The organism is Kribbella sp. NBC_01245, assembly GCF_036226525.1.
Lineage (GTDB): Bacteria > Actinomycetota > Actinomycetes > Propionibacteriales > Kribbellaceae > Kribbella.
The window spans coordinates 8146460-8170633 of sequence record NZ_CP108487.1; the positions used below are offsets into that span (position 1 = coordinate 8146460).

The window sequence follows — 24174 nt, forward strand, 5'->3', positions numbered from 1 at the left end:
GAGATGACTGCCACAGTTACCGAGAACGCCGACGCCACCACGCCTGGCGTGGGCCGCGTCGCCCGGGTGATCGGCCCGGTCGTCGACATCGAGTTCCCCGCGGACGCGATGCCCGAGATGTACAACGCGCTCGAGGTGGACATCACCCTGGGTGAGACCACCACGACGATCACGATGGAGGTCGCGCTGCACGTCGGCGACAACATCGTCCGTGCGATCTCGATGAAGCCGACCGACGGTCTGGTCCGTGGTACGGAGGTGCGCGACACCGGTTCGGCCATCTCCGTGCCGGTCGGCGACGTCACCAAGGGCCGCGTCTGGTCCGTCACCGGCAAGTGCCTGAACCAGGACGAGTCGACGTTCGAGATCACCGAGCGCTGGCCGATCCACCGGAAGGCGCCGGCCTTCGACCAGCTCGAGTCCAAGACCGAGATGCTCGAGACCGGTATCAAGGTGCTCGACCTGCTCACGCCGTACGTCCAGGGCGGCAAGATCGGCCTGTTCGGCGGTGCGGGTGTCGGCAAGACCGTCATGATCCAGGAGATGATCTACCGGATCGCCCACAACTTCGGTGGCACCTCGGTGTTCGCCGGTGTCGGTGAGCGCACCCGTGAGGGCAACGACCTGATCAACGAAATGGACGAGGCCGGCGTCTTCAAGGACACCGCGCTCGTCTTCGGTCAGATGGACGAGCCGCCGGGCACGCGTCTTCGCGTCGCGCTGTCGGCGCTGACCATGGCGGAGTACTTCCGCGATGTGCAGAAGCAGGACGTGCTGCTCTTCATCGACAACATCTTCCGCTTCACCCAGGCCGGTTCGGAGGTGTCGACCCTGCTGGGCCGGATGCCTTCGGCCGTGGGTTACCAGCCCAACCTGGCGGACGAGATGGGCGTGCTGCAGGAGCGGATCACGTCGACCCGTGGCCACTCGATCACCTCGATGCAGGCGATCTACGTGCCCGCGGACGACTACACCGACCCGGCGCCGGCGACCACCTTCGCCCACCTGGACGCGACCACCGAGCTCTCGCGTGACATCGCGTCGCGGGGTCTGTACCCGGCCGTCGACCCGCTGACCTCCACGTCGCGGATCCTCGACCCGCAGTACGTCGGCCAGGAGCACTACGACGTGGCCGTCCGGGTGAAGCAGATCCTGCAGAAGAACAAGGAACTGCAGGACATCATCGCCATCCTCGGTGTCGACGAGCTTTCCGAAGAGGACAAGATCGTCGTCGCCCGTGCGCGCCGGATCGAGCAGTTCCTGTCGCAGAACACGTACATGGCGGAGAAGTTCACCAACGTGCCGGGTTCGACGGTGCCGCTGAAGGAGACGATCGAGTCCTTCAAGAAGATCACCGAAGGCGAGTGCGACCACATCGCCGAGCAGGCGTTCTTCAACGTGGGTAGCCTCGACGACGTCGAGCGTCGTTGGGCAGAGCTTCAGAAGGAAGCCTGATGGCTGAGGAATCCGGTAAGCACCTCGAGGTCGCGCTGGTCGCGGCCGAGCGGACCGTGTGGTCGGGCGAGGCGACGATCGTCATCGCCCGCACCACCGACGGCGATATCGGCATCCTGCCCGGTCACGCGCCGTTGCTGGGCCTGCTTGCCGGCGGCACCGTTCAGGTGCGGACCACCGACGACGAGTACTTCGTCGCCGCCGCACCCGAGGGGTTCATCTCGGTCGCCAACGACCGGGTCTCGATCCTCGCGGAGCACGCCGAAATGGCCCACGAGATCGACCTGGAAGAGGCTCGTCACGACCTCGATCGGGCCCGCGCCGCGGGTGTGATGGACGAGGCGCACGCGGAACATGTGCGACTCGCCGAAGCCCGAGTGAGGGCCGCCGAGTCGGCGTCCTGATCCGACCTGCCATAATTCAATAACGTCACTTTCAGTACTGCTCGGGGCCGGTGCCGAACAAGGTGCACCAGGAAGAGGTCGGCAAGATATGAGGACAGTCCTCGATGTGGTCGGGGTCTGTTTGCTTGCCGCAGTACTGCTGCTGGTTGCTTTCGCGTGCCGCCGTCGCTTGATCTCAAGGGACGGCGGCACGTTCGATTGCAGCCTGCAATTGGCGGAGAAGGACCACGGCCGCGGCTGGGCCCTCGGTCTCGCGCGGTATGTGGGCGATGACCTGCAGTGGTTCCGCGTCTTCAGCCTGGCCTGGTGGCCGAAGCTGACGGTCAACCGCCGCCAGCTCGACGGCGTCACCACCCGCCGCCCGATCGGCAACGAGCCGCTGGTCACCTATGCGGGCCATGTCATAGTCGACGCCAAACTCAAAGACAAAACCGTGCATTTCGCCATGACCGAGGAAGCCCTGACCGGCGTCCTCGCGTGGATGGAATCCGCACCTCCGGGTACGCCGACCTTCCGCTAAGGCTTTCTCGCCAGTAGGCGAAGGTTCGACCCCATCAGCTTGTACGGCTCCCCGTTGCGGGCTTCTTCGACCGTGCCCGTGCCGCGCTTCTCCTCAATCCGGGTCCAGCTCGCGTACAGCCGGTTGATGACGTCGTCGAGCTCCTCCCCAGTCAGCGGGAACTCCACCAGCGCAGGCCGTACGACGCCCGTCATCTCGATCTCGTAGCGGTCGTAGAACACCTCTAGGCAGTGCAGGCCACCCGGCTTCGTGCCGTCCTGCATGCGGCGCAGTAGGTCCTCAAACGCCTCCAAGTTGGATACGTGCTCAAGCGCGGATATCCCGACTACTAGATCAGCTGTCTCCGCTGGCAGCTTGAACTCCTCCAGGTCTGCCTGAACGGCTTCAACCTCCACGCCGGCCTCTGCGGCGTTCTGCAGGAGCTTCTCGTTAGCCAGCGGGAGAAAGTCCACCCCGATGACTCTCGAGCCCTCTGGCACAGCGGCCGCGATCGGCAACGTATGCCGCCCAACCCCTGCGCCGAGGTCGTACACGGTGACCGGTCCCTCGGGGAGCTGGTCTAGAGCGCGCAGTACGAGCTTGGACGGCTTGTGGAGCCACGTGCCGGGCTCGTCCAGGGCGTGACGGCTGTAGAACTCCTGGTGATAGCGGAGTGTCTCGTCGCGCCCGTTCATACCCCTAGCTGTACCCCACCGCATGCTTTGGCAGGGGTGACTATGGTCGAACCATGACGGCGATTCTGCTCGAACTGGACCTCACCCGCGGCGTTCTGACGGCACCACCCGCTAGTCCGGTGGCGGCGTTCCGCGCGCGGCATTTGCCTTCGCTGCGCGACTTGGTCTCCGCATTGCGCAAAGGCGCTCGCGACGAGCACGTGCTGGGCTTGATCGCGCATATCGGTGGCCCGACGCTGACGTTGGCGCAGACGCAGGAGCTGCGCGACGCCGTACTGGCCTTCCGGGAGTCGGGCAAGAAGGCCATCGCGTGGACCGAGTCGTTCGGCGAGGTTGGCGCGGGCACCGTGCCGTACTACCTGGCGACCGGGTTCGACGAGATCTGGGTCCAGCCGTCGGGGGAGCTGGGGATCACGGGTGTCTCGGTCGAGGCCAAGTTCTTGCGGGGTGCGCTGGATAAGGCGGGAGTGGTTCCCCAGTTCGGCAAGCGGCATGAGTACAAGACGGCGGCGGACACCTTCACCGAGAAGGAGATGACCGGTCCGGCCAAGGAGATGGCGTCGCGCCTCGCGGCGTCGGCGTACGAGCAGATCGTGGACGGAATCGCCTCAGGTCGTCGGCTCGAGCCCAGCGCCGTACGGACGCTGGTGGACCGTGCACCGCTCGCAGCCGCCGATGCCGAACAGGCAGGCCTGGTGGATCGCCTGGGCTACCGGTCGGACGTTTATGACTCGCTGAAGGCGCGGCTGGGGGAGACGACTGCGCTACTTGCAGAGCGTTATGTACGTCGACGCCCGCGTTCCTTGCAGGAGAACTTGCCGTGGCCGAAGAAGCCAGTGGTCGCCGTAGTCCAGGTGACGGGCGGAATCACCGTAGGGCGCAACAGAGGCGCCGGTCCCTTCGGAGGACCCGGAGTCGGCTCAGACACGATTGGCGCGGCTCTCCGAGCTGTCGGCGCCGACAAGGACGTCCGAGCCGTCGTACTGCGCATAGACAGCCCTGGCGGCTCGTACGTCGCTTCTGACGCCATCCGCCACGAGGTTCTCCGCCTACGTGCGACGGGGAAGCCGGTTGTGGCGTCTATGGCGAGTGTTGCCGCTTCCGGCGGGTACTACGTGGCCATGCCGGCTGACGTGGTTGTAGCCGAGCCCGGGACGATTACCGGCTCGATCGGCGTACTGGCGGGCAAGGGCGTTCTACGCGATGCGCTCGGGCGGATCGGCATTACGTCAGAAGGGGTTTCCGAAGGCCAGAACGCGCGCATGTTCTCGGCCCAAGAGGAGTTCACGGACGACCAGTGGGCCCGGCTGGAAGAGACCCTCGACCGGATCTACGCCGACTTCGTCTCCAAGGCCGCCGAGGACCGCGGCATGACCTTCAACGCCTTGGAGAAGCTGGCCCGCGGCCGCGTCTGGACAGGCGCCGACGCCCACGCCAACAACCTCGTAGACGAACTAGGCGGCCTAGAACGCGCCCTCGAACTCGCCTGCCACCGTGCCGGCCTCGACCGCGACGAAATCACCATCAGCGCCCGCCCCCACAAGTCCTTCGTCGACCAACTCAAACCCCCAACCTCCACCGAGGACCTAGCCGTCCGCACCCAAGCCTGGCTCCCCACCCTCGACGGCCTAACCACCACCGCCTACGCCGCCCTAGGCCTCCCCCCAGCCGGAGCCCTAACCATGCCCCTAACCTGGCAACTGCAGTAGAACCCCCACAAAAGGCGTCCACGCCGTCGTGGGCGGGAGCCACCGACACCGTAGGTAAGGCTCTTCTGACTCATCGTGGGTCGTCGTGTACGTCCTTGGTTGCTGAGGCGATCACCGGACTCCGTGCGACGAGTGGACGCGGAGTGCACAGCCGACACGCGGGGGCAGTCCCTCGATGATGCGACGAGTGGACGCGTTATGCACCCGGCGGACCGCCAGCACCACACGGTGGCCTCAAAACGGCTGAAAAGGCGCGAAAACCACAACCGTGTGGTCCTGGCGGTCCGCTTTGCTCACCGGGGCCTTGATTCGTGGCGGATTCTGCGTCCGACCAGCCTTCTGCCGCCTGACGGCTGCGCACCACGCGTCCACTCGTTGCAGGGAGTCGGCACCCAGCCGGTCATCGCGCAACACCTGAGTACATGCGCGACCACCCATGGATAGGTCAGGTGAGCCGAAATAAAGGTTCCCAATTCGGCTCAAGGCTGGCAAGCTCCCTTCGGCATGGGCTTTACGGCCCGGATCTGCCTACTTACGTTGAGTGCCGTTGTCCTGGGGGGACTACATGCCTGTCTTGCGCCGTATTGCCGTCTGCCTGCTGATCGTCCCGTCGCTTCTCCTCGCCGGTGCTCCCGGGGCCAATGGCGCCGTTTCGGAGACACCGTCGCCAACACCCAGTGCCAGGTCGTCGGACTCGAAGAGTCGTCCGGAGACTGGTATTACCGACCGTGCGACCAGCTACGACCATCGGTTTGCCGGGCTGCCAGCGGCCGAGCAAGCGGCAGTCGAGATCACTCCTGGGATTCCACAACGCACCGTCACCAAGGGGGAGGTGATCCTCGACAAGACTCTCACTGTCACCCAGAACGCGTCGGATGTTCTGGCCATCGCGCGGGCGACCACGGCTTATGGCGCTGTCCGCGTGGATGATGTCCTGACCGTGGAAGTCACACACCAGGACGGCTCGAAGATCACCAAGAGCCTTGACTTCAGCGGCGGCTGCATCGGCTGGGTCACTCCCGCGGGCCCACTGAGTCTCTCCGGCGTGTTGGAGCCAGGGAACAACACCGTTCGCTTCATCCTGCGAGACGGATGTGGAGGCTTCGCCAGCGCAGACCCGATGTACATCGTCCCGGTGACGACCAAGGTCTCCAACCTCGCGATCCTGGGGTCCGGCTGCGATCTCTGTGCCAAGAACCCGACCGTGTCCCGTGGTTACCCGGTCAACACGGCGACCGGTAACGAGACCAAGTCCGTTACGGATCTGCAGCTGGCAGGCCCGGGCACTGCGTTCCTGTTGCTCCGTAGCTACAACTCCGCCAGCGATCATGTCGGCGCCCTCGGCCGGGGCTGGAACCATGCGTATGAAGGCCGACTGGTAGTCACGGAGGCAGGCGCGAAGGTCACCTACGTCGGGATCGACGGGCAGCAGGCCGGCTACACGCGTGCGGCGGACGGCTCCTACACACCCGGTACCGGGGTGGACGCCGCGCTCAAGAAGCTCAGTGACGGGACCTTCGAGCTACAGCAGCCCAATCACAGTGTCGCCAGGTTCTCCGCGGACGGCCTGCTCCAGTCGTTGCTCGACCAATCCGGTGTGGGCTTGCAGCTGGCACACGCCAACGGTTTGCTCTCGACGGTCACCGATGCGGCCGGTCGGATCGTTCGCTTCACTCACAATGCAGACGGACGCTTGGAAAGCGTCGAGCTTCCGGACGGTCGGTCGGTTGGTTACACCTACACCAACGGCCTCTTGACGGGGGTAAGGGACGTCCGGGGTGGAAACACCGTGTACGCCTACGATGCCGGCGGCCGTCTGAACCGAGCGACCGACCCGCTAGGCCGCGCTGTCGTCAACGAGTACGACACCGACGGCCGGGTCATCAAACAGACCGACCCGCGCGGCAAGGTAACCCTGTACACCTACGATCCGCTCCTCGGTACGACCACTACCAGGCCGGATGGGGGCAAGTGGACCGATCACTACCTGGGCAACGTGCTGATCGGAACCTCCGACGCCCGGGGCGGTCACACGTCCTTCGGTTATGACGCGAACCTCAACCTGACCTCGACCACGGATCCGCGTGGCAACACGACGACCATGACGTACGACGCCCGCGGGAACATGCTGACCCGCACGGCGCCGGCTCCGTTGTCCTATGTCGAGCGGTGGACGTACGACGCCTCCGACAACGTACTGACATCGACCGATGCCCGAGGGCAGGTCACCAGCTTCACCTACGACACGGCGAACCGAGTCACGAAGAAGTCGTTCCCGGATTCGACCAGCAACCTCTTCACCTACACGGACCTGGGCCAGCCCAAGACGCGGACGGCCGGACGCGGGCAAGTCTGGACCAATAACTACGACGCCGCCGGTAACCTCACCTCCATAGTCTCGCCCTCGGCAACACCACCTCGCTGACGTATGACGCCAGCGGGCGGCTGCTCAGCAGGACGGACCCACGTGGCACGGTGCAAGGTCAACCGTCGGAGCCGTATACGACGACGTACACCTATGACGCCGCCGACAAGGTCACATCGGTCAAGCAGCCTCCTGATGGGTCGTTGACGACGACCGGGTACGACGCGGTCGGCAATGTGATCTCCGAGCAGGTTGCGGCACCTGACACCACGGTGCTGAAGAGCGAGACATTCCGGTACGACGCGGAGAACCGCCTGCTCGAGGTCAAGAATCGCGACCGCGTGACGCTCACTCTGACGTACGACAACGCTGGCAACAAGTCATCCTCGACGGATGCTACCGGGGCGAAGACGACCTATCTCTACGACCGCGTCGGCCGCCTGGACGAGATGACCACTCCCCGCGGGAATGTCGCGGCTGCCGACCCGGTGGATTTCAGGTGGGAATACCAGTACGACGCGAACGGCAACAAGGTCCGCGAGTTTCCCCCGACCGGCGGTTACGAGGAATTCGTCTATGACGTCATCAACAGGACGTCGTCGCGACGCAGCACCCTGGGCTATAAGACCAGCTACGGCTACGACGGCAACGGAAACATCTGGACGGTGACCGACCACACCGGGCAGGTCACCAACAACACGTATGACTCGGTCGGACGGCTTGCCTCGGAGGCGCCGCCGGGATTGCAGCCGACCAAGTACACCTACGACGCCGACGGTGCGCGACTCAGTACCACGTCCCCAAGCGGTGCCTCCGTGACGAAGTGGACGTACGACGCGGACGGGCGCCAGATCACCCAGACGGATCCCCGCGGGAATGTCTCCGGAGGAACGCCGGCGGACTACACGACGACCTACGGTTATGACCCTGCTGGCAACCAGTTGACGATCAAGGACAAGCTCGGGCGAGTTACGACGAAGGCGTACGACGGCCGCAATAACCTGCTTAGCCAGAAGGATCCACGCGGCGGTTCGACGTCGTACGCCTACGACGCATTGCAGCGACTGACTTCTGTGACTTCGCCGGTTGGTGCCCAGACGACGTACAGCTACGACGACTTTGGTGACCTGGTCGAGCGGCGCAATGCCAAAGGCGCGGTCACCAAATACGGCTACAACCTTCGCGGCGAGCTCACCTCGACCACCGATCCGCTGGATCGCAAGCAGACGTTCGGATACGACCCTGACGGCAATGTCTCGGAGATCATCAAGGCCCGCGGCTACGCATCCGGTGATCTCGCCGCCTGGACGATCAAGCAGTCGTACGACGCGCGTGGTCTGCGTACGGCTGTGACGACCGCGGCGGCTGCGTCGACTTCGACCTTCAGTTACGACACCGACGGCCGGATGACCACTTTCAACGACGTCACGGGGACCACCACGCAGACCTGGAACAGCCTGAACCAACTGACGGGTGTGAACCACCCGCAGGGCAACCATGTGTACACCTACACGGCATTTGGTGGCGTTGAGTCGCGCACCTATCCCGGTGGCGGCAAGGCGGACTACGGCTACGACGCAGACGGGCGTATCACGTCGATGGCCGCGTATGGTCAGACGACGTCCTTCGCCTATGACGTCGATGACAACCTGACGAGTGCCACGTATCCCGCGGCCAGCGGATATGTGGAAACCAGGGCGTACGACCGAGTCGGGGACATCTCGTCGATCCGTAGTCAGAAGAACGGTGTGTCCACACCGCTGAGTCGCTATGACTACGTCCGCGATGGGGTCGGTAATCCCACCTCGATCAAGCGCACGCGGGGAACGACGGTCTACGACGAAGCGTTCGAGTACGACGGCGCGAACCGCCTGACCAAGAACTGCGTCGAGGCGACCAGTTGTGCGTCGGCGAGCAAGCACGTCACTTACGGGTACGACGCAGTCGGCAACAGGGAATCGGAAACTCGTGTAGGGGTGGCGAACCCGGGCACGATCACGACCGCCTTCGACGCGGCCGACCAGATCGTGACTCGGACGAGCCAGACCGGCACTGTTTCGCAGCTGACCTACAACGCCGACGGGATGGTGCAGAACGGCCGTGAGTGGGACGTACTCGGTCGGCTCACGAAGCTCGGCGGATCGACGTTCACCTACGACGCGATGGATCTGCGGCGGACGGTGCAGAGCGCGGCCGGTACGAAGAAGATGTCTTGGGACATCAACAACGAGTTGCCCCTGCTCAACGTGGTCTGGCAGACCGACAACAGCTACTGGCGCTACCGGTACACGCCGGACGGGATGCCGATGTACGTCGAGCACCCAGGCAAGTCCTACCCGATGTCGCTGATGATGCACGACAACATGGGCACGGTCACCGACATCGTCGACAATGCCGGGGCCGGCCGGTGGCGCTACGCCTACGAGCCTTTCGGCGTGCGCACTTCCTCGGAGAAGCTCCAGACGGTCGCCGAGGACCCGCAGTTCGGTTTCACCGGCGCCTATCTGGAGTCGACGACGGGCGAGTACCACCTCCGCGCCCGCGACTACAACCTCTGGGGAATCTTCTCCGCACGGGACCCGCTGCAGCCTGATGTCGCCGATCCCTACGTTTCGGCGTATATCTATGCCGACCAGCGTCCCACGGTTCTAACCGACCCCAGCGGCCTCGTTCCAGGCTGGCCCGAGATCTTGGGTGGCGTCAAGACCGGTGCCAAGTGGCTTGGTCAAGGTGCGGTCGGCTCCGGGGGCGGCCTGGCTCAGCTCTCCGAGATGGTGCCGGTGACGGGGCAGATATCGCAAGGCCTGGACCTCCTCGGTCTTGGAACCTACTCGGAGCAGTACTACTGGCTGACCAACAAAGCCGTCGGTGTCACCGGTGACGAGACCGCCACTCGCATTGGCGAGTTCTTTGCCCCGATCCCCGGCGGGACTGGCGTCGTGGCATGCAGATCAGCATCGAAAGCGATCCCAAGAGCCATCGATTCTGCGGCCGTCATGCTCGCGCGGCGAAGGCTGGGCGCTGTTCTGCCCACAAACATAAACGATCCCGCTGCTAATGCACTGGCGCAAAGGATCGGCGGAGTCCCTTCAGCGCGATTTGCCAAAATCGATCGTGAGTTCGATGTGATATCGGACAAATATGTGGCCCAAGCCAAGCCTGCCAACTTCCAGCTGGGCTCGTCTTTCCGCGGCCAGGCTAAGGCAACATTCGAAGCGGCTAAGGCAACTGGGCGGACGCCGTACTTCCAGTTTGACGGTCCGCCGTCAAGAGACGTGTTGCGAGCGCTGGAGCGCTACGCCGCGAAGTACGGTATCAAGCCGGTCATCGATGTGCAACCCCTGAAATGAGTCCGACATGTACGATCTCCATGCTTGGTTCCGGCTCGCCGAGACCACTACAGATGCTGATGTGGGCGGCCTCGAATCGGTGGTCAGAGAAATCAACCGACTTGTGTCTATCGCCACTGGGCATACTCTCCGCGCGGAAGTCTTTCCATTGAACGGGACTTACTACGTCACTATCACGTGTGATGCGAACCGAAGGCGCGCGCATGAATCGGACGCTATCGAGAGCATTATCGCCGCAATAATGTCCGGAGCACCTGGTTCATTTGGCCTGATCTATGACCGAGATGATGAGGCGCCGGAGGCTCAGGATGCGAATGCGTATCGCGTGAGGGTCCTGGCGAGAGGGACGCTGTCTATTCAGCCAGATCCGTTCTTATCGCCCTGCGTGCCAAGGATTGAGGACTGACCGACCCGTTGCGGCCAGAGCTGCCATGTCGGTTGGCCGACTGCAATATCAGGTGTTGCGACGGACTATCGGAAATCTTCCGGCTGAATGCCTCGACCGACTCGCGAGGAGGCGATCAGTCGATCGGCTGTACGTGCCAATACCGCATATGCAAGGCAACGGCTGGGTCCGCTCGGCTCTACCCCGGAGTGATTCCACCATGACGACCACAGCTTTGCTATTTCTCATCGATTGGTTCGCAGCTCATTGCGACGGCGACTGGGAGCACGACCTAGGCATCAGAATCGCGCCCTTGGACAATCCCGGATGGTCGCTGGACGTCTCGACCGCGGATACAGAGCTCAAGGGTCGCGTCATCGATTGGGTCCGTATCGATGATGACGAGAATGGTTGGCTTCACTGGCGCTCGACTGGAATAGCTTTCGAGGCACGTTGCGGTCCAGTTGACCTTCAGCGAGCTCTCGATGCCTTCCGATCGTTTGCCACAGGGGACGGGGGTGAATGACCAGGCTGACCGTTCGCTGGTTCGTCGCTATCACGTTCGGGCTCATCGTGGCACTCGCGTTGACCTCGACAAGGCGACACGGTCAGGACTATGACCAGTGGTGAGTCTAAGGCGATCGATGGGACCTCGCTGCCGTTCGGCGGGGCTAGGTTGCCGCAAAGGCGGCAGAGCGCTCGTCAAGTACGGCGCCGACTTTGTGGCCGGTCTACGGCTAAGGACGGGCATGGCACAGCAGAACGCGCAGGTGGTTGGCTGATGAGCGGGGCCGATGCGCTTGCCCTTGGGGCAAGGTGTGTTGCGGCGTCGCGAGCAATCTTGTCGGGACCTGGCGACCCACCGCAGCCGTACGCCCTCGAACTCAAGTGGAGTGAAGGCTCCGTTACCGTCTTTGACACGAGGTCAGACTGGACCTTGTCTGTTTCGCTGTAACCGTGGCGGAACCCGTTCGAGGGCGTTGATGTCGACGATCCGTTGTGGAGTCTGGGTAAATGGACCAAGGAACCCGTCGCTGCCTCAGATCCAATCGCGCTGGTTGTCGGTGACGTGCTGATTTCCTCGATGCCCCGGTTCGATGAGTTCGTGAATTCGTTGGACTGGACCTGCAGTTCGAGTCAGGCTTGCTGCGACTGGCTGTGTGGAGCGGAGACCTGAGAGTCCAAGTTTTCCAAGGATCTGAGGATGCGAAGAACGGCATCCCGTGACTGTGCTTGCAGCAGGTGTTCCTGCTCGCACCGATCGCGGGTCGGCGGCTAGGAAACCGAGTTGGCGGGTCGTGCTCGTGGCGGCTGTCGGTCGAGAACCTCGTCGCGCGAGGAAGGAAGGGGTTTGGCGATGCCGGTATTCCGTGAGCTCGACGAGCTTGTTTTGCGGGCAAAGGAAGGGGCCGTGACCGTTAGTGAAATCGAGGCGGTGGCGTCCGCCCTTTCGAGTCGGGGCAATGTCGCGGACACATATCGCATGGTGTACATATTGGGGCGGATGGGTTGCTATCAATATGAAGACTTGCTGGCGAGATTTCTAAATTTCCCCAGTGAGCCGCAAGTTGCTGGCCTGGTGATAAGCATCCTGTGTTCTCAATGGGGCCTCGCAGCCAAGTACAGGGACGAGTTGCTCCAAGCTCTTCGAAGCCATCCATGGGATGTCGATAACGAGGTTCGGCTGGTTGCAATCTCTGCGTCGGGGAAGTATCTGGTCAGCAATTCTGACTGTGACGTACTTGTGAGATTGATCGAGATTGCGGAATCTGATGACTATAGCCATATGAGGAGGTTTGCGCTTGAGGCCCTGTCGCGTTCTCTCGGTGCTGGATATTCTGAAGCGGTGATGCCCAGTGATCAGGTAGCGAAGGCGACGTGGTCGCGAGAGATTATGGATCAGGCGCGGTCCAGCATGCTTAAAGATTGTGTGAAGTAGGCCATTAGATTAATGGGCAGATTATCAGGGGAGCTCGGATGAAGGGAGCGTTCGTTCTGGCAAACGATACGGAGTTGTATGAGCAGATCGAGCGAGTCTTGATTGGGTTCGGAGCGAGAACCGCGAGTGATCGGACCGCTCAGATCGAGGACGACTCCGGATATCTCTTTACGGTCTTTGGGGACGTTGGCCCGGAGTCAGAGGCCGATCTGCGGGCAGCGCCGATTCGAGTTCGCGGCGATGTGAGCGGTCTCGATCAAGCCAGTGCCACGGCCTGTTGGGTCGAATGCAGATCGGAGGATGTCTTCGTTCAGTGGGTTCGCACCGTCTCGGCGGAGCGGATGACTCCCACATGGGTGCTCGACGGCGATGGAGTGATCTGGAACGTCGAAGCCGTGGATCCAGACGAGCTGCAACTGTGAAATCCGCGCTGCGGATCCTGGGAGCGGTGGTCGCGCTTGTCGTTGCGATCGTCGACTGCCCGAGGCCAACGTGAACGCGGTTTCCGAGCCCCGCTCAGCCCGCGCCAAACCTACGGCCGGTTCCATCCCAGGATCGACCGGCTCCACCGCGGCAGATTCGGACCATGGTCCGATCGCGGCGGCGGCTGCTGATGTCCCAGCGGCGCGAATGATCGGCTCAACTCCAGTGGACCTTCCTGGTTATTTCCCTGGCTCAGCAGTAGCGGAGCCGCCGGGGATCCAGAGGACGTCGCCGCCGGAGGAGAGGTTGGCTACTCGGCCGAGGATGAAGAGGAGGTCGGAGAGGCGGTTTAGGTACGTGATGGCGAGCAGGTTGATCGCGGGGCCGTGTGCCTCGACGGCGACCCAGCCCGCGCGCTCGGCACGTCGTACGACGCAGCGGGCGACGTTGAGATAGGCCGCGCCCTCCGAACCGCCCGGAAGCACGAACGACCGGAGCTTGGTGAGGCGGTTGTTGTACTCGTCGCACCACCCTTCCAGCCGGTCGACGTACTCCTGGGTGATGCGCAGAGGCGGGTACTCCGGGTTCGGCACGATCGGGGTGCAGAGGTCGGCGCCGACGTCGAACAGGTCGTTCTGGATCTTCGTCAGCAGCACGACGATGGCGCTGTTCAGGTGACCGGCGGCGATCGCCACACCGATCGAGGAGTTGGCCTCGTCGACCTCGCCGTACGCCGCGAGGCGCGGGTCGGTCTTCGTGGTCTTGCTCATGTCGCCCAGGCGGGTCTCGCCGGCGTCACCGGTCCGGGTATAGATCCGCGTCAAGTTCACAGCCATGGCGGCACTCTACGCAGGCAGGCAACCTGCTACCGCTAGAGTCGGATGGTGGAACGGTTCCGGATCGCGGGTGAGGCACGGCTGGCCGGCTCGGTCGAGGTGGCAGGTGCGAAGAACAGTGTGCTGAAGCTGATGGCGGTGGCACTGCTGGCGGAGGGTACGACGACGCTGCGGCAGGTGCCGGCCATCCTTGACGTCACCTTCATGGCGCAACTGCTCGACACCCTCGGGTGCTCGGTCAAGGTCGACAGCGACGCCGGTACGGCGACAGTCGCGGTGCCGGGGGAGATCGGTCACCACTGCGACTACGAGCTGGTTCGCAAGCTGCGCGCGTCGATCTCGGTGCTCGGTCCGTTGCTGGCGCGGTGCGGCCAGGCCGAGGTGGCGCTGCCGGGTGGCGACAACATCGGCTCGCGCGGGCTCAACATGCACGTGGCCGGGCTGGAGGCGATGGGCGCGAAGGTGCACATCGAGCACGGTTTCGTGATCGCCGAGGCGCCGCACGGGTTGCACGGTGCCGAGGTCTGGCTGGACTTCCCGAGTGTCGGCGCCACTGAGACGATCATGATGGCGGCCGTGCTGGCCAAGGGCACCACCGTGATCGAGAATGCGGCCCGCGAGCCCGAGATCCAGGACATCGCCGCCATGCTGGTCGAGATGGGCGCGCAGATCGAGGGTGCGGGCACGCCCCGGATCGAGGTCACCGGGGTGACGGGCCTGCTCGAGCCGGTCGACCACACCGTCGTACCGGATCGCATCGTGGCCGGCAGCTGGGCCTTCGCGGCAGCCGTCACCAAGGGCGATGTGACCGTGCTGAACGGCCACGCCGAGCACCTCGAACTGCCGCTCGACAAGCTGCACAAGGCCGGCGCCGAGATCACCGTGCTGGACAACGGTTTCCGCGTGGTGATGAACGATCGGCCCAAACCGGTCGACGTCGTCACCCTGCCGTACCCGGGCTTCCCGACCGACCTGCAGGCCTTCGTGATCGCGATGAACGCCCTCAGCGACGGCGCCGCCATGGTCACCGAAAACCTCTTCGAAGGCCGATTCACCTTCGCCCAGGAGCTCACCCGGCTCGGCGCCCACGTGCAGACCGACGGCCACCACGCGGTCGTCCGCGGCGTACCTCGTCTCTCTGGCGCTCCAGTGGTCGCCAGCGACATCCGAGCCGGCGCCGCCCTCGTCATCGCAGGCCTCGCCGCCGAAGGCGAAACCCTCGTCTCCGCCGCTCACCACGTCCACCGCGGCTACACCGACTTCGCCGGCAACCTCCGCCGCCTAGGCGCCGACGTCACCGTAGAACCCGACGACGCCGAGCTCTACTGGAACTAGAGCGGCTTGAAGCTGGTCACCGTGAGCGACAGCTCGGCGGCTTCGTCGGAGGCGGCTAGGTCGACGGACGCGGTGATGCGCCAGTCGTGGTTGCCTTCGGGGTCTTCGATGATCTGGCTGACTTCCCAGTAGCCGGGGTGTTCCTCGACCAGGAAGAACGCTGGGCCGCGGGCGGAGGGGCCGGTGCCAACGACGGCGTGCTCGGCGTAGTACTCGGTGCCGGCTTCGGCCCAGCGCGCGGCGTCCCAGCCGGCTTCGGCGTCGAGGGCGCCCAGTTCGGCCCAGCGGTGCAGCGCGACCAACTCGACTCGGCGGAACATCGCGTTGCGGACCAGGACCCGGAAAGCCCTTGTGTTCAAGGTGATCCGGCGCGGACCCATCGGTACGGGCGGCGCCTCGGGGAGGTCGGTCGAAGGGTTGGTGAGCTCTTCCCACTCGTCGAGCAGGCTGGAGTCGGTCTGTCGTACGACCTCGCCGAGCCACTCGATCAGGTCGGTCAGTTCCTCGGTGTGCTGGTGCGGCGGCACGGTCTGGCGCAGCGCCTTGTACGCATCACTGAGATAACGCAGTACGACGCCTTCGGACCGCGCCATCTGGTAGTACGCGATGAACTCGCCGAACGTCATCGCCCGCTCGAACATGTCCCGTACGACGCTCTTCGGCGACAACCCGGCCTCGGCGATCCACGGATGCGTCACGCGGTACATGTCCAGCGTTGCCGTCAGCAACTCCTCCAACGGCTTGGGCCAAGTGATCTCCTCGAGCAGCTCCATCCGCTCCTCGTACTCGATGCCGTCCGACTTCATCAGTTGAACGGCCTCGCCCTTGGCGTGGTGCAACTGCGCCATCAGCACCGCACGCGGATCCTCCAGGGTCGCCTCGACCACCGAAACCACGTCCAGCGCGTACGTCGGATCCTCCGGGTCGAGGAGATCCAGGGCCGCGAGGGCGAAGGTGGAGAGCGGCTGGTTCAGCGAGAAGTCCTTCTGCAGGTCCACGGTGAGCCGGAGTGTGCGGCCGTTCTCGTCGGGCTCGTCCAGCCGTTCGACCACGCCCGCGGTGAGCAGGGTGCGGTAGATCTGGATCGCCCGGCGGATCAGCCGGAGCTGGGCCTTCGAGTCCTCGTGGTTGTCCTGCAGCAGGTGCCGCATGCTGGCGAAGGCGTCGCCGTCGCGGGCGATCACGTTCAGTAGCATCGCGTGGCTGACGCGCATCTTCGACTGCAGCGGTTCGGGCTCGGCCGCGACCAGCCGGTCGAACGTCTCCTCGCTCCAGGTGACGAAGCCCTCCGGCGCCTTCTTGCGCTGGATCCGGTTGATCTTCTTCGGGTCGTCGCCCGCCTTGCCCAGGGCTCGCACGTTCTCGATGACGTGGTCCGGCGCTTCGACGACGACCGTGCCGGAGGTGTCGTAACCGGCCCGGCCGGCCCGACCGGCGATCTGGTGGAACTCGCGCGCCTTGAGGATGCGCTGGCGCCGGCCGTCGTACTTGCTCAGGGCGGTCAGCAGAACGGTTCGGATCGGGACGTTGATGCCGACGCCGAGGGTGTCGGTGCCGCAGATGACCTTGAGCAGGCCGGCCTGGGCGAGCTGCTCGACCAGGCGGCGGTACTTCGGCAGCATGCCCGCGTGGTGCACGCCGATGCCGTGCCGGACCAGCCGCTGCAGGGTCTTGCCGAAGCCCGGGCTGAAGCGGAAGTGCCCGATGAGGTCGGAGATCTTCTCCTTCTCCTCGCGGGTGCAGACGTTGATGCTGGTCAGCGACTGGGCTCGCTCGAGCGCCGATGCCTGGGTGAAGTGCACGACGTACACGGGAGCCTGGTGGGTCCGCAGCAGGTCTTCGAGGGTCTCGTGCAGCGGCGTCGTGACGTACTTGTAGACGAGCGGCACCGGGCGATCGCCCGAACTGACGATCGAGGTCGGACGGCCGGTCCGCCGGGACAAGTCGATCTTGAAGCGCTCGACGTCACCGAGGGTCGCGGACATCAGGATGAACTGCGCGTTCGGCAGTTCGAGCAGCGGGACCTGCCAGGCCCAGCCGCGATCCGGCTCGGAGTAGAAGTGGAACTCGTCCATCACGACCTGGCCGACGTCGGCCTTGGCGCCTTCGCGGAGCGCGACGTTGGCCAGTACTTCGGCGGTGCAGCAGATGATCGGCGCACCGGGGTTGACCGAGGCGTCGCCGGTGAGCATGCCGACCTGGGACGCGCCGAACACGTCGCATAGCGCGAAGAACTTCTCCGACACCAACGCCTTGATCGGGGCGGTGTAGAAGCTGCGCCGTCCAGCGGCCAACGCGGCGAAGTGTGAACCGGTCGCCACGAGGCTCTTACCGGAGCCGGTCGGGGTGGACAGGATCACGTTCGACCCCGTCATCACCTCGATCAGCGCCTCCTCCTGCGCCGGGTACAGCGAAATGCCCTGCTCGCCGACCCACAAGGAGAAGGCGTCATACAGGGCATCAGCTTCGGCATTACCGGGAAGGCGCTCGCTAAGTGTCATCCCCCCCATCTTCGCTCATCCCTCCCAACGCCCCCACCATCAGTGCCACCCCAACCCCCACCCCGCCACACGCGCCCCCGGTCACAACCCGCCCCACCCGCCAAACCCCACGCCACGGTCGGACGCGAAATGCGGCGCTCGCCTGTGGATACCCCTGCCACGGTCGGACGCGGAATGCGCCGCCTGTGGACGGCGAGCCCACGGCGCCAAAGTCCGAACCGCACACGTCCGCGCGTAACTGTGGAAAACCTTTCCGCGAGGTGCCTCCTTGTGCTTGCACACGCGCGACGCAAGGAGGCACCTCGCGGGAGAGTCATCCCCAAATTCGCCCGCGCCTGCGCATTCCGCGTCCGACCGTGGCAGCACTATCCACAGGGCGCGCCCCACCTCTCGTGAGTGGTCGTGTCATCCGCGACCACTCGCGGATGAGGGGAGGCGGCCGCATTTCGCGTCCGACCGTGGCTGGTTCACGGGCCGGACCGGCTCCCGCATTCCGCGTCCGACGGTGGCGGGGGCTTCCACAGGTGGCACGTGCTTCGCGCATCCGGCTGGGTTCTGGATTGTGCTGCCACAGTCGGAAACGGAATGCGCCGGGCGAACCGCCTTCCTGCCACGGTCGGACGCGGAATGCGGGTCGCCTGTGGACGCCGAGCCCACGGCACCTAGATCCGAACCGCACACGTCCGGGCCAATTTGTGCAAAACCCTCCCGCGAGGTGCCTTGTTGTGCTTGCACACGTGCGACGCAAGGAGGCACCTCGCGGGAGAGTTATCCCCAAATCCGCCCGCGCCTGCGCATTCCGCGTCCGACCGTGGCAGGGGTATCCACAGGCGAGTGCCGCATTTCGCGTCCGACCGTGGGACTGCGGGAGGTCCTCCGCGTTTGTGTCCGGGGTGGGCGGGGAGGGGTGGGGCAGATAGAGGCGGGCCCGGGCCCTTCGCGATTGGTGAGGGGCCGGGCCCGGTATCAGGGGGTTAGTCGGGGGTTAGTTCGTAGGCGCGGTGGATGGTTTGGGTGGTGGTGTTGCCGGAGAGGTCGCGGGCTTTTGCGCGGAGGGAGACGAAGCCGGTGGAGGGTTGGTTCAGGCTGGCGGTCCAGCGGGTGAGGGTTTTGCGGACTGGTACGGCGGACCAGGTTTTTCCGTCGTACGACGCCTCGATGGTGAGACTGGTGACCGGGCTGGCGGGAGCGCCGTGTTGGTGCTCCACCCAGACCGGTATGTCGAAGCGTCCGGCGACGGCCTGGTTGCGGTCGTTGAGGCGTGGGGCGAAGCGGACGGACATCAGCGGCAGGCGGGTGTCCGTACCGTCCGGCGTGCGGGCCGACCGGAACGTCCACGACGAGGTGATGTCCGTCGACCAGCGGAAGTATTCCTCCGACCGCTGGACGTGCTTCGTCAGCCGGTAATCCCCAGCCTCACCCGGCAACGCGAACGTCTGCTGGATACCCGCCTCGGTAGTCCGCAGCAAGACGCCGTTGCGATAAAGCGAAGTCGTCTCCCGCAGCACTTCGGACGCGCCAAACCGCCCGCGACCCGGGTCGGCGAACATCGGCGCGACCACCGTCAAGCTGTCGCCGTCGCGGGATACCCACGCCTCGTCATCGCGTCCGGGCATACCCGCCTGCGAGCTGGGCAGGTTCGGCCCGACGACCGCGTTATTCCAGGTCAGCTTGGTGGTCTTGCCCGCCGGGTACGACCGGGCCGGCGCGTCGATCAACGCGATGTACTTGACCTCCTCCGGCGTGATCCGGAAGGTCTCCGCCTGGAACGCCCAGCGCATACCGCCCTTGGCCGAGTAGTACTCCTCGCGGTGGAACGGCATCGTCATCTCGACCGCCGGCGTGAAGACGAACGCGGCGACAGTGCGCCCGCCCGCGTCGTCACGAGGCAGCACCGGAAAGCCCCAGTTGTTCATTCGGTTGCCCTCGGCACCGACGTACGTCGCGTCGATCCGAGCATAGTCCTTCGCCGCGGTCACCAGCGACGGGTTCGCCGGGAATCGCGCCGGCCAACTCACCGCATCGTGATAGAGGTACGGGCTGTTCAGGAAGAAGTCGCGCTCCGGACTCTGGCCGTCCGGCATCCCGGCCCACGCCAGATGCGCGAACCCGGTGAAGGTCTTCGCGGAACCCGTCACGTTCGGCGCGACCAACAGCCGCGGCACGAAGTCCGGCTTGAACGTCGTACTGATCGCCAGCCCCGTGTTGAAAGTGATGTCGCCAATCGGCCGCGCGAATCCGACACCACCGGTAGCCGCCGACGCGCCGGGTACGGGCGCCTTCACCGCGATCGGCTTGGCCCGGCGGGCGTCGAGGACCAGCTCGCCCGGCCGGTCGATGACCACATCGGGCTCGCCCAGGTAGATCGAATTCCCATAGCCGAAGCCGTCCGCGTTGAAGGTCGCGATACCGCCATCCACGACGTACCGGCCCTTGGGCAGGTCCAACGTGTCGCCGGGAGACGCGAAGTAGCCGAACAGGTTGTCGACGTTCAGCAGAAAAAGGCCTGCGTACTTGTTGTCGCTGGCAACGACCGGCTTGCCGTCCGTGTCGAGGACCGTGAGCTTCTGCTGGTACGACGGAATCGCCTTTGCGACTCCGACCGCCGTCCGTACGACCTGGCCGTTGCCGGTAGCAACAAGCCATCCCGCATAAGCGCCGTCTGCCCCGGAGACCGACGTGTCCGCGGTGACGTCGAGCGTGACCGTGCCATGGGCCGGGATCCGTACGACGGACCGGCTCAGCGTGAACACGCCCGCCCGCCGCCCGTTCGGTCCAAAAGCGTCCAGCTTGAGCGTCAACGTGACCGGCTTGTCCCCGTCATTGCGATAGGTCACGGCCTTGGTCACCGGCTTATCCCCAGCCGCGACTGGACCGAGATCGATCTTGCTCGGCGAAGTCGTGACCGTCTGCTTCAACGCGCGAGTGAGATCAACCCGGCCGGCCCCTTGGCCGAAGACCCCGATGCCGGGCAGGCCGAGGGACGACCCGGTCAACGCGGACCGCAACTCGTCCGCCTTCCAAGACGGATGCAGCTGAGCGAGCAAGGCGGCAGCACCCGTCACGTGCGGAGCGGCCATCGACGTACCGGACAGATCGGCGTACGACTCGTTGACCGCGAACGGCTCCAGCGGCGCACCGGCAGCCCGGGCGGCGACGATATGACTGCCCGGTGCCGCGATATCGGGTTTGAGGCCAAGGTCATGGGCACGCGGCCCGCGACTGGAGAACGAGCTGAGGCCGTCCGACTTGGTCACCGAGGCCACGGCCAGCGCGGCGTCCGCCTCGGCGGGACTACCCACGCTCGAGTCGGCGCCGGAGTTGCCGGCGGAGATGACGAACAACGCGCCCGTGCTCGCGGTCAGGTCGTTCACCGCCTGCTCCATCGGGTCCACGTCGGGCGTCGGCCCGCCGCCGAGGCTCATGTTGATCACCCGGGCGCCGGAGTTCGCGGCCCACTCCATGCCGGCGATGATCGCGGAGAACTCGCAGTTGCGCATGCCGCAGACCTTGCCGACCATGAGCTCCGCATCCGGCGCGACACCGCGGTACTTGCCGTTCGACGCGGCGCCAGTACCACCGACGGTCGAGGCCACGTGGGTGCCGTGCCCGCCTTGGTCGGTGGCGTCCTCGCCCTCGCTGGTGAAGCCCTTGGCCACGGATACCCGGCCCTTGAGATCCGGGTGGGACTGGTCGATACCGCTGTCCAGTACGGCGACCTTCACGCCCTTGCCCGTCGCCCCGGCGGCCCAGGCATCGGGCGCACCGATCTGCTGGACGCTACGGTCGAGCAGCGGCTTGACGCCACCGTCGAGCCAGACCTTGCGTACGTCGCCCGCGAGCGCAGTACGGCGGTTGGTCGCGCCCGCGGTCCAGCTTTGCCAGAGGAGGCTGGCCGAGACGCGCTGCTGGGTAATGGCCAGGGCGTCCACGATCGGCAGCTCCCGGCGTACCGTCGTACCGGCTGTGAGGGCGGAGCGCGCCGTCCGGGTGGTGCCGTTGTGCTGGACCAGCAGGGGTAACGTCGGCGAGTTGGCGTCGTCGAGTCCGAGGTCTGCCAGCAGGGATACGTCGAACAGGCGCTGGTCGAGTACGCCGGAGGCCAGCAGGGGTACGGCGTCCATCGGGACGATCGTCTGTTTGTTGCCGAGGGCATGCTTTTGGAAGACCATGCCGTCGCGCCCGGGGCCGGGTTGCACGGTCGTGGCCTGACCGGCGCGGTAGGTGACCTTGTCGCCGGTGATGAGGGTGATGGTCACGGCGTTGCTCAGCTTGGCTGAGGTGGCGGTGGTGCTTTCGTCGGCCGCGACGGATGGGCGGAACGGGATTGCGGTCGCGGCCAGTGCGGCCGCGACGGCAGCGGCCGCAAGCCAGCGCTTACGGATTCTAGGGGTCGTCAAAACACACCTCTTCGAATGGTTTTGGGCAGGCGAGGTCCGGCGACGGCCCGAGTTGGACCGTCGCCGAGGGATTGCGGATCAGGGCAGCTTGGCGACCGGCGGCTTGGGAGTGTCGTTGGTCCAGCCGGATTCCAGTACGACGGTCTTGCCGCGCTTCATCGGCGAGAGCTCCTCCGAGCTCAGCAGGAATCCCGTCTTCCGGTCGATGATCAACTGGCTGACGTACCGCTCACCGTGGACGTCGACGCTCAGCATCACGATCGCGCCGGTCCGGCCGAGCGGGTCCTGGACGCCTTCGCGGAGGTTGACGCCGGGCAGTGCCGCCAGCACGCGGAGAGCGGCACCGCGCAATTTGGGCGACGACGGTGCTTCGAAGAGCAACTGGCTGGCACCGGAGAAGATCGTGTACGTGCCTGCGTCGGCCGGAAGGCTCTTGTCGATCTCCCTGCCGAGGAAGGCCCTCAGCGCCGCCGGGTCGGTCGGAAGTGCGGCGACCTCCGCCGCCGTCAGTGGCTTGGTGCCGCCGATGTAGTAGCCGTCGGGCCGGGGACTGTACTTCATGCTGCGGAACTTCGGCGGCTCTGGCGCGATGGTGATCGGTGTGCGCTCGTAGCTGAGCTGCCAGGACTTAGGGGAGCCCTGAGCTCGCCACTTCGCCTTGTCCTTCGCGGTCGCCGGACGGTAGCCGAAGTCGGCCCAGCCGAAGAAGGACTCGTCACTCTGGTTAGGCGGCGTCCAGCGCTCTACAACCTGACGGCGCTCTAGCTCGTAGCTGTCGCCAGGCTTGCCTACTGTCCGGTGCGAGTACCAGAGGGTGCGGAGGCGGAAGTACTTGCCAGTGGCCGCCTCATGGCTCTCCTGCTGCATGGCGGCCGCTAGAAGTGCCTGACTGGCCGCAGAGAGTCTCAGAGTCGGTGCGCTGCTTGTGCCGGGCACTGGCCGGACATCGGCGTCACCGCCGGGAGAAAGCAGCAGAGGTGCGCCAAGAGCGGCAAGCGCGACTGTGGCGGCCGTAGCGGTCAGTGCGATGCCGAACCGGCCTGAGCGGGCAGCAGCGAGCCAACGGTCGCGACGACGCTCGTTGGTGGCAAGCGCTAGGACCTGGCGGCGGGCCTGGTTACGGACCTCGGCGGACGGGCCTGGGCGCTCGGGAAAGGCCGAACGGATCTTGTCGAACTCGTCCATCAGGACACCTTCTGCTCTGCGGTGGGATCAGTGTGGTTGAGACCTTCGCGTACGACGCGACGGGCTCGGGAGAGACGGGAACAGACCGTGCCGTAGGCGATGCCCAGAGCTGCCGCGACCTCGTCGTACGTCAGTTCGCCAAGTGCCACCAGCATCAGCACCTCGCGGTCCTTCGCGTTCACCTTGGCCAGCGCGGCCGCGAGTTGCCCGCTCGCGCCCTGTGCCGTGACCTGGGCGGCGATCCGGTCCTCCTCGCCGGTGGACTCGGCCGGTGGCGGCAGTTTCGCCGCGGCGCGCCAGGCCCGGACCTCGTCCCGGCGGTGCCGGCGGATCAGGTTGGTGGCGATGCCGTACAGCCAGGCCCGGACCACGCCACTGCGGCTGTCGAACTTGGCCCGCTGCCGGAACGCGATCAGGAACGTCTCGGACGACAGATCGTCGGCGATATCGGTACCGAGGCGTCGCGCGACGTACGAGTGGACCTGGCCGAAGTACCGGTCGAAGATCAGCGTGAACCGGTCCGGCTCACGCACCGAGGCGCGCAACACCCAGGCGTCCTCGTCAACGGCAGGGGCGGAACGGCTGGGCAGAACGGCCGCGGCCAAGGCTAGATCGGGCGGGGGTGGCATCAAGCTCCTCAAGTGGCTGCCGGTTGGCTCTACCCGTTCTTGTCCGATGTCCACAAACCCCTTC

At 65.2% G+C, this 24174-nt stretch carries 17 protein-coding genes; 11 read left to right on the forward strand and 6 right to left on the reverse strand.

Translation table 11 applies throughout. From position 1 onward, the window contains the following. Positions 1–3: 3 nt before the first annotated feature. From atpD to OG394_RS37525, 3 genes are all read left to right on the forward strand, one after another. Positions 4–1455: a F0F1 ATP synthase subunit beta gene (gene atpD / locus OG394_RS37515; RefSeq protein WP_328992058.1), complete on the forward strand. Its 1452-nt coding sequence runs from the start codon at positions 4–6 to the stop codon at positions 1453–1455. Continuing rightward, a complete protein-coding gene (locus OG394_RS37520) occupies positions 1455–1859 on the forward strand; it encodes a F0F1 ATP synthase subunit epsilon (RefSeq protein WP_328992059.1) in 405 nt (134 codons plus the stop codon). The genes atpD and OG394_RS37520 overlap by 1 nt, the downstream gene beginning before the upstream one ends. Positions 1860–1947: 88 nt before the next feature. Then, positions 1948–2379: a DUF2550 domain-containing protein gene (locus tag OG394_RS37525; RefSeq protein WP_328992060.1), complete on the forward strand. Its 432-nt coding sequence runs from the start codon at positions 1948–1950 to the stop codon at positions 2377–2379. Here OG394_RS37525 and OG394_RS37530 read toward each other — a convergent pair. Continuing rightward, a complete protein-coding gene (locus OG394_RS37530; protein WP_328992061.1) occupies positions 2376–3053 on the reverse strand; it encodes a class I SAM-dependent methyltransferase in 678 nt (225 codons plus the stop codon). The two genes, OG394_RS37525 and OG394_RS37530, sit on opposite strands and share 4 nt — an antisense overlap. Positions 3054–3106: 53 nt before the next feature. Here OG394_RS37530 and sppA point away from each other — a divergent pair, with 53 nt between their 5' ends. From sppA to OG394_RS37555, 7 genes are all read left to right on the forward strand, one after another. Continuing rightward, positions 3107–4762, forward strand: coding sequence for a signal peptide peptidase SppA (gene sppA / locus OG394_RS37535; protein WP_328992062.1), 1656 nt, complete (start codon positions 3107–3109; stop codon positions 4760–4762). A 565-nt stretch (positions 4763–5327) separates the two neighbouring features. Next, entirely contained in the window at positions 5328–7187 is a 1860-nt protein-coding gene (locus OG394_RS37540; protein WP_328992064.1) for a DUF6531 domain-containing protein, read from the forward strand. 50 nt (positions 7188–7237) lie between these two features. Continuing rightward, entirely contained in the window at positions 7238–10477 is a 3240-nt protein-coding gene (locus tag OG394_RS37545; RefSeq protein WP_328992065.1) for a restriction endonuclease fold toxin, read from the forward strand. A gap of 7 nt (positions 10478–10484) precedes the next feature. Then, positions 10485–10883, forward strand: coding sequence for an Imm7 family immunity protein (locus tag OG394_RS40185; RefSeq protein WP_442914256.1), 399 nt, complete (start codon positions 10485–10487; stop codon positions 10881–10883). Between the two features lie 199 nt (positions 10884–11082). Then, positions 11083–11388: an Imm53 family immunity protein gene (locus tag OG394_RS40190; RefSeq protein WP_442914257.1), complete on the forward strand. Its 306-nt coding sequence runs from the start codon at positions 11083–11085 to the stop codon at positions 11386–11388. A gap of 825 nt (positions 11389–12213) precedes the next feature. Continuing rightward, positions 12214–12801, forward strand: coding sequence for a hypothetical protein (locus OG394_RS37550; protein WP_328992066.1), 588 nt, complete (start codon positions 12214–12216; stop codon positions 12799–12801). 38 nt (positions 12802–12839) lie between these two features. Further along, on the forward strand, positions 12840–13223 hold the full coding sequence (locus OG394_RS37555) for a hypothetical protein (protein ID WP_328992067.1): 384 nt from the start codon (positions 12840–12842) through the stop codon (positions 13221–13223). Between the two features lie 240 nt (positions 13224–13463). Here the strand turns inward: OG394_RS37555 and OG394_RS37560 are convergent, their stop codons facing one another. After that, a complete protein-coding gene (locus OG394_RS37560; protein WP_328992068.1) occupies positions 13464–14060 on the reverse strand; it encodes a cob(I)yrinic acid a,c-diamide adenosyltransferase in 597 nt (198 codons plus the stop codon). Positions 14061–14105: 45 nt separating this feature from the next. Here OG394_RS37560 and murA point away from each other — a divergent pair, with 45 nt between their 5' ends. Continuing rightward, positions 14106–15395: a UDP-N-acetylglucosamine 1-carboxyvinyltransferase gene (gene murA / locus OG394_RS37565; RefSeq protein WP_328992069.1), complete on the forward strand. Its 1290-nt coding sequence runs from the start codon at positions 14106–14108 to the stop codon at positions 15393–15395. On the opposite strand, the gene OG394_RS37570 is transcribed toward murA, so the two are convergent. The 4 genes from OG394_RS37570 to OG394_RS37585 form a co-directional block, all read right to left on the reverse strand. Beyond that, the gene (locus OG394_RS37570) at positions 15392–17896 is read right to left on the reverse strand and encodes a DEAD/DEAH box helicase (RefSeq protein WP_328992070.1); all 2505 of its coding nucleotides are present in this window, start codon (positions 17894–17896) and stop codon (positions 15392–15394) included. The genes murA and OG394_RS37570 overlap by 4 nt on opposite strands. A gap of 974 nt (positions 17897–18870) precedes the next feature. Beyond that, positions 18871–22296 (reverse strand): S8 family peptidase, encoded by a 3426-nt coding sequence (locus tag OG394_RS37575; protein WP_328992071.1) that lies wholly within the window; start codon positions 22294–22296, stop codon positions 18871–18873. Positions 22297–22374: 78 nt separating this feature from the next. Then, positions 22375–23481: a CU044_5270 family protein gene (locus OG394_RS37580; RefSeq protein ID WP_328992073.1), complete on the reverse strand. Its 1107-nt coding sequence runs from the start codon at positions 23479–23481 to the stop codon at positions 22375–22377. Further along, complete coding sequence (locus tag OG394_RS37585; RefSeq protein WP_328992074.1) at positions 23481–24110, reverse strand: RNA polymerase sigma factor; 630 nt, start codon at positions 24108–24110, stop codon at positions 23481–23483. Before OG394_RS37585 ends, OG394_RS37580 begins: the two co-directional genes overlap by 1 nt. Positions 24111–24174: the final 64 nt, after the last annotated feature.

Coding starts and splice junctions, on each gene's coding strand:
- OG394_RS40190 (WP_442914257.1), top strand. CDS start 11,083: ATGACGACCACAGCTTTGCTATTTCTCATCGATTGGTTCGCAGCTCAT.
- atpD (WP_328992058.1), top strand. CDS start 4: ATGACTGCCACAGTTACCGAGAACGCCGACGCCACCACGCCTGGCGTG.
- OG394_RS37585 (WP_328992074.1), bottom strand. CDS start 24,110: ATGCCACCCCCGCCCGATCTAGCCTTGGCCGCGGCCGTTCTGCCCAGC.
- sppA (WP_328992062.1), top strand. CDS start 3,107: ATGACGGCGATTCTGCTCGAACTGGACCTCACCCGCGGCGTTCTGACG.
- OG394_RS37570 (WP_328992070.1), bottom strand. CDS start 17,896: ATGACACTTAGCGAGCGCCTTCCCGGTAATGCCGAAGCTGATGCCCTG.
- OG394_RS37520 (WP_328992059.1), top strand. CDS start 1,455: ATGGCTGAGGAATCCGGTAAGCACCTCGAGGTCGCGCTGGTCGCGGCC.
- OG394_RS37555 (WP_328992067.1), top strand. CDS start 12,840: ATGAAGGGAGCGTTCGTTCTGGCAAACGATACGGAGTTGTATGAGCAG.
- OG394_RS37580 (WP_328992073.1), bottom strand. CDS start 23,481: ATGGACGAGTTCGACAAGATCCGTTCGGCCTTTCCCGAGCGCCCAGGC.
- OG394_RS37530 (WP_328992061.1), bottom strand. CDS start 3,053: ATGAACGGGCGCGACGAGACACTCCGCTATCACCAGGAGTTCTACAGC.
- OG394_RS37560 (WP_328992068.1), bottom strand. CDS start 14,060: ATGGCTGTGAACTTGACGCGGATCTATACCCGGACCGGTGACGCCGGC.
- murA (WP_328992069.1), top strand. CDS start 14,106: ATGGTGGAACGGTTCCGGATCGCGGGTGAGGCACGGCTGGCCGGCTCG.
- OG394_RS37525 (WP_328992060.1), top strand. CDS start 1,948: ATGAGGACAGTCCTCGATGTGGTCGGGGTCTGTTTGCTTGCCGCAGTA.
- OG394_RS37540 (WP_328992064.1), top strand. CDS start 5,328: ATGCCTGTCTTGCGCCGTATTGCCGTCTGCCTGCTGATCGTCCCGTCG.
- OG394_RS40185 (WP_442914256.1), top strand. CDS start 10,485: ATGTACGATCTCCATGCTTGGTTCCGGCTCGCCGAGACCACTACAGAT.